This is a genomic window from Streptomyces sp. NPDC059371 (assembly GCF_042751995.1).
In the GTDB taxonomy this organism is placed as follows: domain Bacteria; phylum Actinomycetota; class Actinomycetes; order Streptomycetales; family Streptomycetaceae; genus Streptomyces.
Genome location: NZ_JBHYXD010000004.1, coordinates 40,459 through 54,767 on the forward strand (window position 1 = coordinate 40,459; position 14,309 = coordinate 54,767).

Annotated in this window: 16 protein-coding genes; 11 read left to right on the forward strand and 5 right to left on the reverse strand. The window is 71.5% G+C overall.

Going from position 1 to position 14,309, the window contains the following annotated elements; genetic code table 11:
• Positions 1-23: 23 nt before the first annotated feature.
• The 4 genes from ACFXGX_RS03715 to ACFXGX_RS03730 all read right to left on the reverse strand — a co-directional run bounded on the left by ACFXGX_RS03715 (position 24) and on the right by ACFXGX_RS03730 (position 3,449).
• Complete coding sequence (locus ACFXGX_RS03715) at positions 24-743, reverse strand: hypothetical protein (RefSeq protein ID WP_384784289.1); 720 nt, start codon at positions 741-743, stop codon at positions 24-26.
• 248 nt (positions 744-991) lie between these two features.
• Entirely contained in the window at positions 992-1,660 is a 669-nt protein-coding gene (locus ACFXGX_RS03720) for an alpha/beta fold hydrolase (protein WP_384784290.1), read from the reverse strand.
• Between the two features lie 31 nt (positions 1,661-1,691).
• Positions 1,692-1,823, reverse strand: a complete 132-nt coding sequence (locus ACFXGX_RS03725; RefSeq protein ID WP_384784292.1) for a hypothetical protein — start codon at positions 1,821-1,823, stop codon at positions 1,692-1,694.
• Between the two features lie 75 nt (positions 1,824-1,898).
• The gene (locus ACFXGX_RS03730) at positions 1,899-3,449 is read right to left on the reverse strand and encodes an FUSC family protein (RefSeq protein ID WP_384784294.1); all 1,551 of its coding nucleotides are present in this window, start codon (positions 3,447-3,449) and stop codon (positions 1,899-1,901) included.
• Positions 3,450-3,620: 171 nt separating this feature from the next.
• Here ACFXGX_RS03730 and ACFXGX_RS03735 point away from each other — a divergent pair, with 171 nt between their 5' ends.
• Entirely contained in the window at positions 3,621-4,124 is a 504-nt protein-coding gene (locus tag ACFXGX_RS03735; protein WP_384784296.1) for a MarR family winged helix-turn-helix transcriptional regulator, read from the forward strand.
• A gap of 11 nt (positions 4,125-4,135) precedes the next feature.
• The gene (locus tag ACFXGX_RS03740) at positions 4,136-5,452 is read left to right on the forward strand and encodes an alpha-amylase family glycosyl hydrolase (protein ID WP_384784298.1); all 1,317 of its coding nucleotides are present in this window, start codon (positions 4,136-4,138) and stop codon (positions 5,450-5,452) included.
• A 141-nt stretch (positions 5,453-5,593) separates the two neighbouring features.
• On the opposite strand, the gene ACFXGX_RS03745 is transcribed toward ACFXGX_RS03740, so the two are convergent.
• A complete protein-coding gene (locus tag ACFXGX_RS03745) occupies positions 5,594-6,208 on the reverse strand; it encodes a helix-turn-helix domain-containing protein (protein ID WP_384784300.1) in 615 nt (204 codons plus the stop codon).
• A gap of 441 nt (positions 6,209-6,649) precedes the next feature.
• Between ACFXGX_RS03745 and ACFXGX_RS03750 the strand changes: the two genes are divergently transcribed.
• The 9 genes from ACFXGX_RS03750 (at position 6,650) to ACFXGX_RS03790 (ending at position 14,232) form a co-directional block, all read left to right on the forward strand.
• Positions 6,650-6,919 carry a phosphopantetheine-binding protein gene (locus ACFXGX_RS03750; RefSeq protein ID WP_384784302.1) on the forward strand — a complete coding sequence of 90 codons (270 nt, stop codon included), beginning with the start codon at positions 6,650-6,652 and terminating at the stop codon, positions 6,917-6,919.
• Positions 6,912-7,679, forward strand: coding sequence for an SDR family NAD(P)-dependent oxidoreductase (locus tag ACFXGX_RS03755; RefSeq protein ID WP_384784303.1), 768 nt, complete (start codon positions 6,912-6,914; stop codon positions 7,677-7,679). Before ACFXGX_RS03750 ends, ACFXGX_RS03755 begins: the two co-directional genes overlap by 8 nt.
• A gap of 25 nt (positions 7,680-7,704) precedes the next feature.
• On the forward strand, positions 7,705-8,178 hold the full coding sequence (locus ACFXGX_RS03760) for a hypothetical protein (RefSeq protein WP_384784305.1): 474 nt from the start codon (positions 7,705-7,707) through the stop codon (positions 8,176-8,178).
• A complete protein-coding gene (locus tag ACFXGX_RS03765; protein WP_384784307.1) occupies positions 8,178-8,984 on the forward strand; it encodes an SDR family NAD(P)-dependent oxidoreductase in 807 nt (268 codons plus the stop codon). The genes ACFXGX_RS03760 and ACFXGX_RS03765 overlap by 1 nt, the downstream gene beginning before the upstream one ends.
• Positions 8,974-10,302, forward strand: coding sequence for a beta-ketoacyl synthase N-terminal-like domain-containing protein (locus tag ACFXGX_RS03770; protein ID WP_384784309.1), 1,329 nt, complete (start codon positions 8,974-8,976; stop codon positions 10,300-10,302). Before ACFXGX_RS03765 ends, ACFXGX_RS03770 begins: the two co-directional genes overlap by 11 nt.
• On the forward strand, positions 10,299-11,612 hold the full coding sequence (locus ACFXGX_RS03775) for a beta-ketoacyl-[acyl-carrier-protein] synthase family protein (RefSeq protein ID WP_384784311.1): 1,314 nt from the start codon (positions 10,299-10,301) through the stop codon (positions 11,610-11,612). Before ACFXGX_RS03770 ends, ACFXGX_RS03775 begins: the two co-directional genes overlap by 4 nt.
• Positions 11,609-12,331, forward strand: a complete 723-nt coding sequence (locus ACFXGX_RS03780; protein ID WP_384784313.1) for an alpha/beta hydrolase — start codon at positions 11,609-11,611, stop codon at positions 12,329-12,331. Before ACFXGX_RS03775 ends, ACFXGX_RS03780 begins: the two co-directional genes overlap by 4 nt.
• A gap of 111 nt (positions 12,332-12,442) precedes the next feature.
• Positions 12,443-13,444 (forward strand): ACP S-malonyltransferase, encoded by a 1,002-nt coding sequence (locus tag ACFXGX_RS03785; RefSeq protein WP_384784315.1) that lies wholly within the window; start codon positions 12,443-12,445, stop codon positions 13,442-13,444.
• A 557-nt stretch (positions 13,445-14,001) separates the two neighbouring features.
• A complete protein-coding gene (locus ACFXGX_RS03790) occupies positions 14,002-14,232 on the forward strand; it encodes a DUF397 domain-containing protein (RefSeq protein ID WP_384784317.1) in 231 nt (76 codons plus the stop codon).
• Positions 14,233-14,309 lie beyond the last annotated feature (77 nt).

Consider the following 14,309-nt stretch of genomic DNA (forward strand, 5'->3'; position numbering starts at 1 on the left):
GGCACGAGTCGGTACCGCGCGCGTCAGCCCCGCCCCGGGTGGGTCCAGATCCGCAGCGGGCCGACCGGTTCGAAGCCGTGACGCAGGGCGGCGGCCAGGTCGTCGCCCTGCTCATAGCCGACCACGGGCAGGGAGGGGAACAGCGCGTGGAGGGCGTTCAGCAGGTCCGGCCAGGCCGCTTCGGGGCCGCCGTCGCGTGCGAAGACGTTGGAGACGCCGACCACGTGGTCGCTGCGGCTCGCCACCGCTCCGGCGGCCACGCGGTCGTCGGCCGCGCGTCCGGCGAGCACGAAGGTGGCCGGGTCGTCGAGCAGCTCGGGGCGGAACAGACAGGCGTCGCCGTTCCCGTCGTCCCAGGCCGACGCCCAGTCGCGCAGCGCTCCCGGATCAGCCACCACGCTCCAGGCACGCTCCGGGGGTCCGGTGGGCTCGGTCGCCGGCCGGTGGATCCATTGCGCTTCGAAGAGAACCCGGAAGCCGGCCGCCGTCAGGTCGAGGTCGGCGAAGCTGTCCTTGACGGAGGCACCGGGTGTGGAGGTGTCGATCCGGGCCGGCAGCACGGCCGGGTCGGCGCCGGGCACCAGTGTCACCGCGTCCGGGTAGTACAGCGGGGTACGGGCCGGTGCCGCCCACGTCTGCTTCGTGAACTCGCCCTCCACACCGTGTGATCGGCTCATCGCCGCGCACCACTCGGCGTTGTTGCGGGCGGCGGCCCGGACCATGGGTGGGGTCGGCGTCTTCATGAGTGTGGATCATGGCATGCCCGCCGGGCTCCTCCTCGCCCTGTCCCTCCGGGTGGACACGATCGCCCGGAGGGACAGGGTTCTGGAGGGGGTGAGGGCCCGAGACCGGGCAGGGATTCGGGCCCTCACGTGTCGCGCATCCGTCGGGGGCGTTTGCGCGCTGACCACTTCAACGAGCTTCGTGTCCGGGGGATACGTTTTCGCCGCCGGGCCCGGCGGCCCTGGTCCGCGGCGGGTCCGAGGACCACTCAAGTCAGCCGCTCGACCAGCCTGTCGACGAGCTCGGACGGGTGGGAGAGCGCCGCCAGGTGTCCGCCGGGAATGGTCTCGGCCTCGATCCCCAGGCGGTCGCGGGCCACTCGGCGCTGGAAGTCCACGGGAAAGAAGCGGTCCCCGGTCGCGGCGAGCACCCGCGTGGTGGTGTCGGGCCATCGCTCGATGTCGCAGGGCTGGTTGAAGGCGATGTCGGCCTCCGGCCGCTCATGGCCCGCTCCGGCGGCGGCGACCTCGGCCGGGACGTCGTGCAGGAAGTAGGTGTCCAGGTCGAACTCGGTGCCGTAGCCGCCCGCTTCGGCGGCCGCGAGGCGGGCCGGCTCCGAACCGGTGTCGCCCCACCACTGTCCGGGCGTCTCGCCCGGCAGCGGCACCATCGCGTTGACGAGCACCAGCAGCCCGACCGGAACACGGGCGCAGACCATCGGCGCCGTGAAGCCGCCCAGCGACTGCGCGACCAGCACCGTATCGGCGCGGCCGCCGATCGCCGCGGCCACGGCGTCGGCGTACTCGGGCAGCCCCGCGGACTCGTCGGCGCCGGGCAGATCGACCGCGACCGCCTCGTGCCCCCTCGCCCGCAGTTCGGACACCACGGGATGCCAGTACCAGGCCGAACCCCCGGCCCCGGGAATCAAGACAAACATCCTCGTCCTCGCCTCCGTGTCCGTTTCACCCTCACGATGCAGACCGCCGGGAGCGACGAAAGTCATCGGTGGCGGTGACGACCTGGCGGCCATCTCGATCGATGTTCCATCCGGACGGCAGCGCCTCGTCGCAGAACACGCGGACGAACTCGTCCTCCCGCACGACATCGACCTCCCGACACGCCACACGGGGCCGGAACACCACCTGGTGGGTGAACCAGTCGCCGAGTCCGCCCCGTCAGCCGCCCGCTGCCGCCGGTGTTTCGGATGTGAGGACCGGTGGTGGACCGAACAGAGCACTGAGGACGGCGAGTTGGGTGTCGATCGCATCGAGCGCGGCCAGGGCGGTGGGGACGGAACGGTCGGGAGGACTGGTCGGCCCGGGCGCGGCGAGATGGTCCTGTGGGGGCGCTTCCGGGGCGGGGGGCGGGGCCGGGCGGCGGCCGATCGCGCGGCGTACGGTGAGTGCGTGCGCCGCGATCTGAGCGCGCCGCCGGGTCACCGCGAGGTCGGCGGTCAGCGCGTCGGGAGCCCGTCCGGCGGCGTCGGTGAGGTCGTCGACGGGGTCGGCGCAGCGCCGTAGGGCCGTCACGGACCGGAGCGTGAAGTGGTCCGGGTGCCGTTGGGCGGACAGGGCCCGGGGGACGGGTACAGCGGCCAGGATCCGCATCGGGGCCGTCGCCGTCGCCAACTGCTCGACACGGTAGGTGAATCGGGCCTGTGCCGTGCGGACGGCCGGGCCGTTCCGCCAGTCCGCCTCCATCAACTCGCCCAGTCCCGTCAGCACCGCGGCGGTCCGGGCCCGTACCACCGCCTCGGTCCGGATGGGCAGCACGAGCCAGGAAGCCGCCACGCCGAGAACCGCGCCGACCGCGATGCCGGCCAGCCGGGTGTGCAGCAGGTCTCCGGGGCTCTGCCCGAACCAGTCGTAGAGCAGCGAGAGGACGGCGGTGACGCAGGCGGCCCAGTACGCGTAGCTGAGTTCACGCAGCCACGTGGCCACGGCGAGCACGACGAAGATGACGACGACGGCGGTGTCGGACCGTGGCCCGAACTCTCCCGAGACGGCGGTCGCCACCACCGTGCCGGCCGCGGCGCCGAGTGTGCGCCAGGCCCCTTTGACGAGTACGTCGCCGCGGCTGCGCGCACCGCTGCACACCAGGAACGCCGTGAGGACCACCCACGCCCAGTGGTCCGGCCACAGATTCCGGCCGATCGCGAACGCGGCGGTGAGCGCCGCCGCCATCTGCAGAGCCATCCGGGTGCTCACGCCCGGCCGGCGCCGCGGTGAGCGGAGTGCCGTCGTCACCCTGGCCGAGGGCGGCCGCTTCACGAGACCGGCGCGCTGGGCGGTCCACGTCACGACGGTTCCCCAGACGACCGCCGCCAGCGCCGTCACCGCCGCCCAGGCGGTGCCCTCGTGCCCGTCGGCGGGAACCATGCCGGCGGGCACCACCAGGACCGCGATCAGCGGTAGAACGACGAGCGTGCCCGCTCGCGTGGCGCGGGCACCGAAGCGGCGTACCCAGATCGCCCCGGCGACCCCCACGACGAACGCGGCGTCACCGGCGAGGGGGTGCTCCTGGATCAACGTGCTCAGCTCCGTGCCCGCCGCGGCCGCGCAGGGCAGCACGACACAGGCCACCAGCCGGTCCGTCCGGTCGAAGAGGCGCTGTACGCGAGCGAGCGCCGAGGCGATCACCACCGCCTGCACCACACTGTCCACGCGCAGCCCGGCCTCGTGCTCGACGAGCAGCGCCCAGCCGTACGCGCCCAGCACCGTGGCCATGGCCACGGCCGTCGTCCGGAGGTGCGTTCCTCGCGGATCAAAGTGCAGCGCACGGCGTGTCGACCTCAGAAAACTACGCAACACGTAGAATCACCCCCAAGGAGACCGCTGGAGCAAGCCATCTGGAGTCGAACCCTCCAGCCGAATAATAAGTGATACCTTAGCAATGTGATGGGAGAGCGAACAGAACACGAGGACGCGGAACGATCCTGGTCCGAGGCGCGCGACGGCCGGGCCTCCGCCGAGATCCGCCAGGGCGTCATCCGGCTCGCCCGCAGGCTGAGCGCGGAGCGCCCCGCGGACGGGCTCAGCCTCAACAAGAGCAGCGTCCTCGGCCATCTGCGGCGCAACGGCCCGATGTCGGCCGGCGCGCTGGCCGCCGCGGACCATCAGCAGCCGCAGTCCCTGACCCGGGTCTTCGCGGACCTCGAACAAGAGGGCCTGATCAGCCGGACACGCGACACGCAGGACGGGCGGCAGCGCGTGGTGGAGCTGACCGAGGCGGGCCGTGCGGCCCTCGCCCGTGACATGGCCCAACGCGACGCCTGGCTCGACATCGCCCTCGTCGAGCTCACCGAGACGGAGCGTCAGGTCCTCGTGCTCGCAGCCCGTCTGATGAACCACCTCGCCGATTCCCCGGCCGCCGTGTCCGGATCCACGACCCGACCCCACTGACGGAGGCTCCCGTGTCCTGGCCCGACCACGCCATCTGGTGGCACGTCCACCCCCTGAGCTTCCTCGGCGCGGAGCCGAACGCCCTGCCCGCAGGCGCACCCGTGCGGCACCGGCTGCCGGTCCTCGTCGACTGGGTCGACCACCTGGTGAGGCTCGGCTGCAACGGCCTCGCCCTGGGGCCGGTCTTCGCCGCCGAGACCCACGGCTACGACACGACCGACCACTTCCGCGTCGATCCGCGCCTGGGCACCGAGGCCGACCTGACCGAACTGATCGACCGGGCCGCGTCGCGCGGGGTCCGCGTCCTGCTCGACGGCGTCTTCAACCACGTCGGAAGGTCCTTCGCACCCTTCGCCGACGTGGCACGGCGCGGTGCCGCCTCCCCGTACGCGGACTGGTTCGTCCCCGAGGGCGACGACTTCCGGACCTTCGAGGGGCACCGTCATCTCGTCACGCTGAACCACGCGTCCCCCGCGGTCGCCGACCATGTCGTCGACGTCCTCGGCCACTGGCTCGATCGGGGTGTCGCCGGCTGGCGGCTGGACGCGGCCTACGCGGTGCCCCGGCCCTTCTGGCGGACCGTCACGGACAGGGTCAGGTCACGTCATCCCGGCGCGTGGTTCAGCGGCGAGGTCATCCATGGCGACTACGCGTCGTACGTCGTCGAGGGCGGACTGGACACCGTGACGCAGTACGAACTGTGGAAGGCGATCTGGAGCGCGCTCAACGACCGCAATCCGCACGAACTGGCCTGGGCGCTCAAGCGTCACAACGCCATGCTCGACACCTTCGCCCCGCAGACCTTCGTCGGCAACCACGATGTCACCCGCGTCGCCAGCCGGCTGGAGGAGCCCCGTCACCTGGCGCACGCGCTCGCCGTGCTCTTCACCGTCGGGGGAACGCCTTCCGTCTACGCGGGAGACGAGCGGGCCCGGGAGGGTGTCAAGGAGGACCGGGTGGGCGGGGACGACGCGATTCGTCCCGCGTTCCCTGCCACCCCGGCGGATCTCGGCGCCGAAGGGCTGGCCGTGCAGCGGCTCCACCAGACCCTGGTGGGCGTGCGTCGCCGCCACCCCTGGCTCGTACGTGCCCAGACCCGGGTCCACAGCCTGGACAACACCGTCCTCAGTTACACCCTCGCCGCGCCCGACGCCGGTTCCACTCTCGCGGTCGCCCTGAACTTCGGAGCCGGTCCGGCGACCGCCGGCATTCCGGCCGCAGCGTGGACGTCCCTCGCCGGTGACGCCTCCGTCGATTCCGCCACGGGTACGGTCTCGCTCCCCCCGGCGGGCTGGTTCATCGCCACGACACCGGGAAGCCACGACTGATTCCGAGCCGGCCGACCCCCGTTTCCCCACAGCGACCATGGCGAGGAATCGAGGGTCGTGCGCCCGTCATGACAACAGGGCGCACAAGAAATGGGTTCACATTGTTGAAATGTTCTCGGAAGTCGATTTCGGACAGACGAATCACGCGGCGTCCGCACCGAATGCGCGAGCCCATGCATTGCGCCAGAGCGTGAGTCGACGCCCATGCTGTCCACATGCCTGTACATAGGCGACGAGCAGTTCCTCCGACGGCATACGAAAACCGGCCAGAATGTCGGCGACCGTGCTGCGCGGCAACGGTCCTGCCCCGAGATCGCGGGCTTTCTTCTCCATTTCGCGCAAGGACGGCTGGCCGGCGGCGAGCCGTGCCTGGTGCATCGCTTCGAGGAGGTGGGCCGGGTGGTACACGAGTTCCAGTCTGCGTCCGGCGCGTGGCGCGGACGCGACCTCGCGGCCGTCGGGGGCGTGGCCGGATCGCCGCGCCGCCTGCTCCCAGCGCAGCCGGGCCTCGCGCCGCGTGGCCCCGCAGACCTGGGCATACGCTTCCACGACATGGCGACGGGGCAGGAAGGTGCCACGGTCGGCGCGGGAGAGGGTGACGGCGGAACAGGCGGGATCCGCGATCCGCAGCCCCTCGGTGAGCTCCGCCATCTGCCGGTAGGTGAGTCCGGATCGCTGGCGCAGCGAGCGCAGCCATTGAGCCAGTTCATAACACTGCGCGGATTGCGGGATCGGTGTTCGGCTCCGCCCCACCATTGCCCCCTGGATGTCGAGACTGCCGGACGCGTGACGCGTCCGAGGGTATGTCGATCGACGAAGCCCACTGATCCGGTCGATGCCGGGACCCGGGCATTGCGCACCACTGGGAGGGCCCGTTCTGGTCTTTACTCGGGCTCACATAGATCGACGCTATGGATGGCCTCGATGAAGAGTCAAGGAGGCTTTACTTTACTTTACTCTGCATGGGGATCCCTTTCCTTTCGGTGGATTTTTGGTTCATTTTGTCCGAGAAGCGGAGTACTGGGATCCGTGCGTCGACATGGGGTTTTACGCGAGCGTCTCCCAAGCGGCCCAGTGGGTGTCCCGAATCCTGCTGCATAACGGCCTTGCTGGCTCATTCGCCGCTCTGGTGACATGGATTTGCCCGGCCGGAGGTGCCAGCCGGTCCTGCTCCTGTCACATCTACGGAGGAATGCAATGACCACCGTGTCGAATGCCGCCCAGGTCGAAATCATCGAGCTGCTCAAGGAGATCAAGCCGGGCATAGCCGACCAGGCGATCGAGCCCGGACAGTCCGTGGTCGAGGACCTGGGCCTCGACTCGCTGGACCTGCTGCAGCTCGCCCGCCGCATCAACCGCCGCTTCGGCGTCGAGTTCGACCTCGACCAGTGGAACGCCGAAGCCGACGAGCACCACCGCAGCATCGCCTCGATCGTGGCCGTCGTGGCCGCCGGCAGTCGTGCCTGAGCCGGCCGCGGCCGCCCGCGTCGCGCTCGTCACGGGTGGTTCCCGCGGGATCGGCGCCGCCGTCTCGTACCGCCTCGCCGCCGACGGACTCACCGTGCACCTCGTCTGCCGCAGCGCCCTGGACGCCGGACGCCGTGTGGTCAAGGAGATCGAGGCAGGCGGCGGCCGCGCGGTCCTGCACCAGGCGGACATCGGCCACGAGGCCGAGGTCGAGGACCTGGTCGAGCGGGTGACCGCACAGGAGGGCGCCCTGCACGTCCTGGTCAACAACGCGGCCGTGATCGACGACCAGCTCCTCGCGGTGACCCGCACCGACCGCTGGGAGAACGTCCTGCGGACCAATCTCACCGGCCCCTTCCTCACCAGCAGGGCGGTCCTGCCGACGATGCTGGACCAGGGCTGGGGCCGCGTCATCAACATCTCCTCCAACTCGGCCCGTACCCCGGGACCGGGACAGAGCGCCTACGCGGCGTCCAAGGGCGGCCTCGAAGCCCTCACCCGCGCCCTGGCCGTCGAGGTCGGACGCAAAGGCATCCGGGTCAACTGCGTGGCGCCCGGCAAGGTCCGCACCGAGATGACCGCGGCCGTCGCCGACCAGCTCGGCTCCGACAGCGACGGCACCCGCTGGGGGCTGCCCGAGGACATCAGCGGACTCATCGCCTTCCTCGCCCGTGACGAGGCGGACTACATCCAGGGCCAGACGTTCACCGTGGACGGCGGCCGCATGGTCATGCGCAGCCCGGGCCGGCGATCCCGGTGAACCAGGGGCGAACGGAGGAACAGCCGTGGGGGCCGTGAAGTACTGGGAGGACCTGGCACACGCACCGGTGCGCCGGTTCGGACCCGTGGTGTTCGGCGGCGCGCTGCTCGACCAGCTCCTCGACCTGATGGGGGAGAAGCACCCGGTGCACGACAGCGACGACTTCGCCCGGGGCACCGACCGCCGGCAGCGCATCGTGCCCGGAGGCTTCATCCACTCCATCACCTCGGGCTGGGTGGTCCAGCACGGCTCCCCGGCCGCCATCGTCGGCCTGCGCAGGCTGAGCTGGGACTTCGTCAGGCCGCTGTACCCCGACACCCCGTTCTGGTTCACCACCGCCACCGACCGGGCCGAGGAGATCGACGACCGGATCGGCCTGGTCGAGACCACACGCCGGGTGTTCGACGAGAACGACCGGACGTACGCCATCGGACGCATGAGCGTCGTCGTGCTGCGGCACGCCGCGCAGCGGACCGCAACCGTGGAAAGGGTTCAGTGATGGACAGTCAGTATCAGCCCCTCAAGGGGCGCGTGGCCCTGGTGACCGGCGGATCGCGCGGCATCGGCGCGGGCATCACCCGCAAACTCGCGGCCTGGGGAGCCACCCTGGCCATCAACTACGTCGACCGGGAGGGCCCGGCCAAGGAACTCGCCGAAGAACTCGGCGAGCAGGGTACGGAAGTGACCCTGCACCGCGCCGACCTCAGCGAGCCCGCCGAGATCGAGAACCTGATCACGGAGATCGGCGAGATCCACCAGGACCTCCACATCCTCGTCCAGAACGCGGCCGCCACCAAGTTCGCCCGGCTCACCGAAGCCTCCCTGGGCGACTGGCAGTTCGTGCAGGACACCAACTCCCGGGCCACCTGGCTGCTCGCCAAGCACGCTCTTCCGCTGATGCGTGAGCGCGAGGGAGCCCGTTTCATCACGATCACCAACTCCACGACCACGCGCATCATCCCGCGCGCCGGGCTCTTCGCCGCGGCCAAGGCGGGACTCGAGGCGCTGACCGACTACCTCTCCTTCGAGCTGGCGCCGTACGGCATCGTCGCCAACTGCGTACGCCCCGGACTCGTCCAGACCGGCGTCTTCAAGGTCCGCCCCGACTTCGCCCACGGCGTCACCAAGGAACTGTCCGTCTCCCCGTGGCCCGGGGACCGCATGACCACGCCGGAGAACAGCGCCGACGTGGTCGCCCTGCTCTGTCTGGAGGAGGCGTCCTGGATCGCCGGGCAGACCATCACCGTGGACGGCGGATACCGCCTGTGGGGCGGCATCAGCGGCGGAGGCCGGCGTGCCGAGTGAACGCGTCACCGCGGAGGCCGCCGGCGTGACGGGAGAACGCGCCGGACGGCCGGACCGTCCCGACATCGTGGTCACCGGGATCGGCGTGATCTCCCCGGCGGGCCTCGGCGCGGCCCGGCTGTGGGAGGCCATGGCGGCGGGCAAGACCTTCTTCGACACCGGCGGCCACGACGGGCCCGCCCCCGCACTGCCGTGGCCGTCGGCCTCCGTCGACACCACGGAGATCACCTGGCCCGCCGGCCGTGACTGGGCCAACGCCGGCAAGTACGCCAACCAGTCGGCCCGTTGGGCCGTCGCCGTCGCCCGCCAGGCACTGGAACAGGCCGGGATCACCGGCGACACGGAGGACGTACGCGGCGGCACCGTCATGGCCGTGGGCAGCAGCAGCGACGAACTGAGCGACGTCATCCCGCAACTCGCCTCCCGCTTCCGCAACGACCCCAGGCCCCTCGCGAAGTTCCTCCACGACGAGGTTCCCGACTACTCCTACATCCGCGGCATCCCCTCCCAGCTGGGCCAGTTCGTCTCCATGGCCAGCGGATTCCGGGGCTCCAACGTCGCCGTCTACGGCGAGTCCGCGGCCGGCGGCACGGGCGCACTGGCCCTGGCCGTACGGCTGTTGGAGAGCGGCGAACTCGACCGGATGCTCGTCGTGGGCGTCGGAGCGCCCCTCACGATCACCGCGATGGCAGCCTTCGACCAGGACGACCCCCTCGGCACACGCGCCACCGCGGGTGCCGGACCCTTCGACGCCGACAGGTCGGGGACCCTGCTCGGCCAGGGTGCCGCCGCCGTCCTCCTGGAGCGCGCCGACACCGCGCGCGGCACGGCCCGCGCCCGGCTCGCCGGCTGCGAGGTGCTGGTCGCCGCCGACGTCGCGGCCTCCGCGGAACTCGCCGTCGACACCGTACTCGCCGACGCGGACACCACACCCACCGTCTGGTGGGCGCACGGCGCGGGCTCCGGCCGCCTCGACCGCGTGGAGACCCGGGCGGTACTGCCCCGCGTCGGCAGCCTGCCCGTCACCGGCTCGAAAGGCACCATCGGCAACGCCTTCGAATGCTCGGCGCTCATCGACACCGCACTGGTCGTGGAGAGCCTCGGACGCGGCGCACTGCCCCCCGTGGGCCTGCTGCGCCGCCCCGACCCCGGACTCGGCGGTCTCGACCCGGTCATGGGGGAGACCCGCCCCCTGGGACCGGCGCCGACCGCGCTGATCACGGCGTTCAACCAGGGACAGCACTCGACGGCGGCCGGAGCCCTCGTCATCGCATCGACGCACGGGATCACGGCCGACGACGGGAAGGCAGGGGCATGAGCGACGACATCGTCATCACCGGCATGGGGGTGATCACCCCCGTCGGAGGGGACGTCGAGACGTTCTGGTCGGCCAACCTCGAAGGCCGCTCCGGAGTGGTCCGCGAAGAGCGGATGGACACCACCGGACTGCCCTGCGGCTGGACGGCCGGGCTGATCCCGGAGGACGTCAAGGCGAAGGTCGCCGCCGGCTACGGCGCACCCGACAGGTCCTGGGGCGACTCCCTCATGCTCGCCTCGGTGGACCAGGCGCTCGGCGACGCCCGCCTCGACGAACTGCCCGCACAGGACGGGCCCGCCGCCCTGGTCTACGCCCGCGTGTGGCCGGGCCCCACCGGCTCGTTCCCGCAGGACTACATCACCCACATGGAAGACCTCGCCGAACGCTACGACCGGATCGGCAACGAACCCTCGGCCGTCCTCGAATCCCTGCGCGGCAGGCATCTCCCGCCCGAGACACGGGACTTGTCGGCCTATCCGACCGAGATCGCCGACCGCCTCGGGACGGCCGTCATCCCCGTCCGCCTGGAAGCCACCTGCTCCGGCGGCCTGCGCGCCATCGCCGAAGCCGCACGGCTGCTGCGCTCGGGACGCGCGCAGTACGCGGTGGTGTCGGCGGCCGTCTCCCGCAACACACCGTACGTACTCTCCCAGTACGGCCAGCTCATGGCGCTCTCGCGCTGGAAGGGCGACCCCGCGCTGGCCTCCATGCCCTTCGACAAACGCCGTACGGGCATGGTCATCAACGAGTCGGCGGGCGCCCTCGTCCTGGAGACCGCCGAGCACGCCGCCCGGCGCGGGATGACACAGCCGTACGCCGTCATCGGCGGCTGGGGCCTCGCCGTGGACACCCGCCACATGACCGCTCCCAGCGTGGACATGATCGAACGCGTCATGCGGACCGCCCTCGAACAGGCCGACACGCACCCGGACGACGTCGACACCGTCAACGCCCACGGCACCTCCACCCGCCTCAACGACGTCACCGAAGCCCGAGCACTGCACCGGCTCTTCGGCGAACGGATGGCCGACCTCGACGTCAGCGCGGTCAAGTCCCTGACGGGGCACGGCTCCGCGGCCTCCGGAGTGGTGGAGACGGCGGCGGCGGCCCTCACGATGTGCCGGGGGGTCATCCCGCCCGTCACGACCTCCACCGAGCCCGATCCCGCCTGTGCCGTGCGCACCTCCCTCACCCCGGTCCGGCGACCGGTCGCCACCGTGCTGAAGAACTCCTTCGGCTTCGGCGGCCAGTACGCCTCGATGCTCTTCCGGCGGCCCGCCACGCCACGGCCGGCACCCCAGCCCGCATGAGCACGGTGGACCGGCTGCAGTACGAGACGGCCGAGCCCACCCGACCGCACCGTGGCACCGTCGTGTGGCTGCACGGCATCGGCCAGGCGCCGGGTGATCTGATGGCCGTGACCCAGCGGTTCCGGCTCGCCGAGGCGGGAGTGCGCGGAGTGTTCCCGCGCGCACCCGTCACGGCTCCCAGCCTGCTCAGCGGCCTGGCGGTGCCGTGCTGGTTCCCGCAGAACCTCCTCGCGATCGACCGGATCGACGTCGAGGGACTGCTGGCGGCACACCGGCCGCTCACGACGCTGCTGGAGGCGGAGGCCGACCGGATCGGTGCCGGGCGGATCGTGCTCGCGGGCTTCTCCCAGGGCGCCACGGTCGCCCTGACCATGGCCCTCACGTACGCCCGACGGCTGGCGGGCGTGGCACTGTACGCGCCCTTCATGCCTCCCGACCTGCCCGCGCTGCTCCCGACCGGCCGGCCCGCGCCCGCCAACAGCGGCCTGCCCGTGTGGATCGGGCACGGGGCCAGGGACTGGGTCGTCCCCGAGCGCAGCGGCGCCGTGCTGAGGGACCTGCTCACTTCCTGGGGGCACCCGGTGACCTGGCAGCGCTATCCAGGCGGGCACGAACCGTTCGCCGGGGTACGGGCGTCGCTGCCCGTCTATCTGAGCGACGTCCTGGACGTCCACGTGCCGCAGGCTCCCGGGACGGGACCGGCGGCACACGCCCGCTGACCGGGGCTCCGGCACGGGTTCCGTACCGCCCGGACTTCCGGAACCGACCTCCCCCTCCCGGTTCCGGAAGTCCGGGCCACCCGCACGCCGACCGGAAAGGTGTCCGCACCGATGTCACAGGAGTCCTCCCTGAGAACTGCTCACCGTACGGAGACCGTGCCGTTCGGCGTCGGCCTGCTCTTTCCCGGTCAGGGAGCCCAGCGCCCCGGCATGGGTGAGCCCTGGCGCGACAGCCCGCACTGGAAAGTCGTCACACGTCTCTCCGAGATCTCTGGACAGGATCTCGGCCGGCTGCTTCTCGACGCCGGAGCCGAGCGGTTGACCCGCACCGACAGCGCCCAACTCGCCACCTTCACCCTGGAGATGGTGGTGCTCGACGCGCTGCGCGCGGCGGTGGGTGGCCTGTCGCCCGCGGTGTGTGCCGGACACAGCCTCGGCGAGTACGCCGCCCTGACCGCCGCCGGGGTGCTCGACCCGGAGGACGGCGTACGACTGGTCGCCGAACGCGGGGCGGCCATGGAAGAGGCCAACCGGCTCACGCCCGGCACCATGGCTGTCCTCGTCGGCACCGACATCGTGCCCAGGGCGCAGCGACTCGCCGCCCGGATGCGTTCCCTGCGCCGGGCCCAGGTGTGGGTCGCCAACGTCAACGGCGCCGAACAGGTCGTGATCTCCGGCACCGTCGAGGCGGTGGCCGCGCTGGCCGATGAGGCCACCCGCGACGGCGCACGCGCGATCCGCATCCCGGTCGGCGGCGCGTTCCACACCCCTTTGATGGCTCCGGCCGCCGAGCGCCTGTCCGAGGCCGTGGACCGCGCTCCCCTTCACCCCGCGCGCTGCTCGGTGATCGCGAACGTCGACGCCCGCGCCCACCTCCACGATCACGAGCAATGGCGAGCGAGAATGCTCCGTCAGCTCGTCACGCCGGTGCGCTGGGCCGGCTCCATGCGCACGCTCGCGGCCACGGCCCGCGGCCGTCTCCGCCTCATCGAGGTCGGCCCCGGCTCCACGCTGGCCAACCTCGCCCGCAGAGCCCTGCCCGACGCGGTCCCGGTCCGCTCCGTCGCGACTCCGGAACAGGTGGAGGCTCTTGCCGCCGAGTGGTGGCCGTGACCGAGGCCTCCGACGTGCGGCTCCGGACGCCTGTGACAACTCCGTCCACACCGCGAACTTCCGGAGCCACGAGGGTAGTTCGCGGTGGTGTGCGGTGGCGCGGGGATCAGCAAACCTGTCCGTGAAGGCGAAGGTCATGGCAGACTGCTCGGCGTTCAGGGGGTCGATGAGGCGTGAGACGTGAGCGCACCGCGGTCTGCTCCGACCGTGCGCGATGCGGTGCCGGGCGTACGGCCGCTTCAGCGGTGACGGATGAATCGCCGAATCCCCGCGTCTTACAGGTGAGTTGCCCGCGCGCCGCTCCGCCGTACCCGGAAGTGCCCGGGTCCCTCTCCCACCTCCCGCCCTCCCCCGTCCCGGACACCGTCGGCATCACCGGCCTCGACCCTGCCGGTGCGGCGAGGAGCGCGAGCGAGTCCCCCGTGCCGCGAAGGGTTTCGCCGCACCGCGACGAAGTCCGCCCGAAACGCGTGATGTCCGGCCGGACGAGTGTCCAAGCCAAGCCCACACGACGTGACCGGGGAGTCCCTGGTGACGTCCGCAAGGAGACAAAGACCATGAAGCACGCCGTGAACGCCGCCGCAGAGCTGGGAACCCAGGGGTGGAGCAAGCCTTGGAGCGCCGGCGGCGACGACGGCTGCGTCGAGATCAAGGAACTCGGCGGCGGCGTCGTGGCGGTCAGGCAGGCGACCGACCCGGACGGCCCAGCCCTCATCTGTGCCTCCTCGGTCATCGCCGAGTTCGTCGGCGGTGCCAAGGAGGGACGAGCGGACTTCCTCGTCGCCTGACGCGCGTCCGCCGGACACCGGTGCCCGGCACCGACCCGACCCTTTCCCACGATCATGCCCGGAGCGGCGGAGGACCG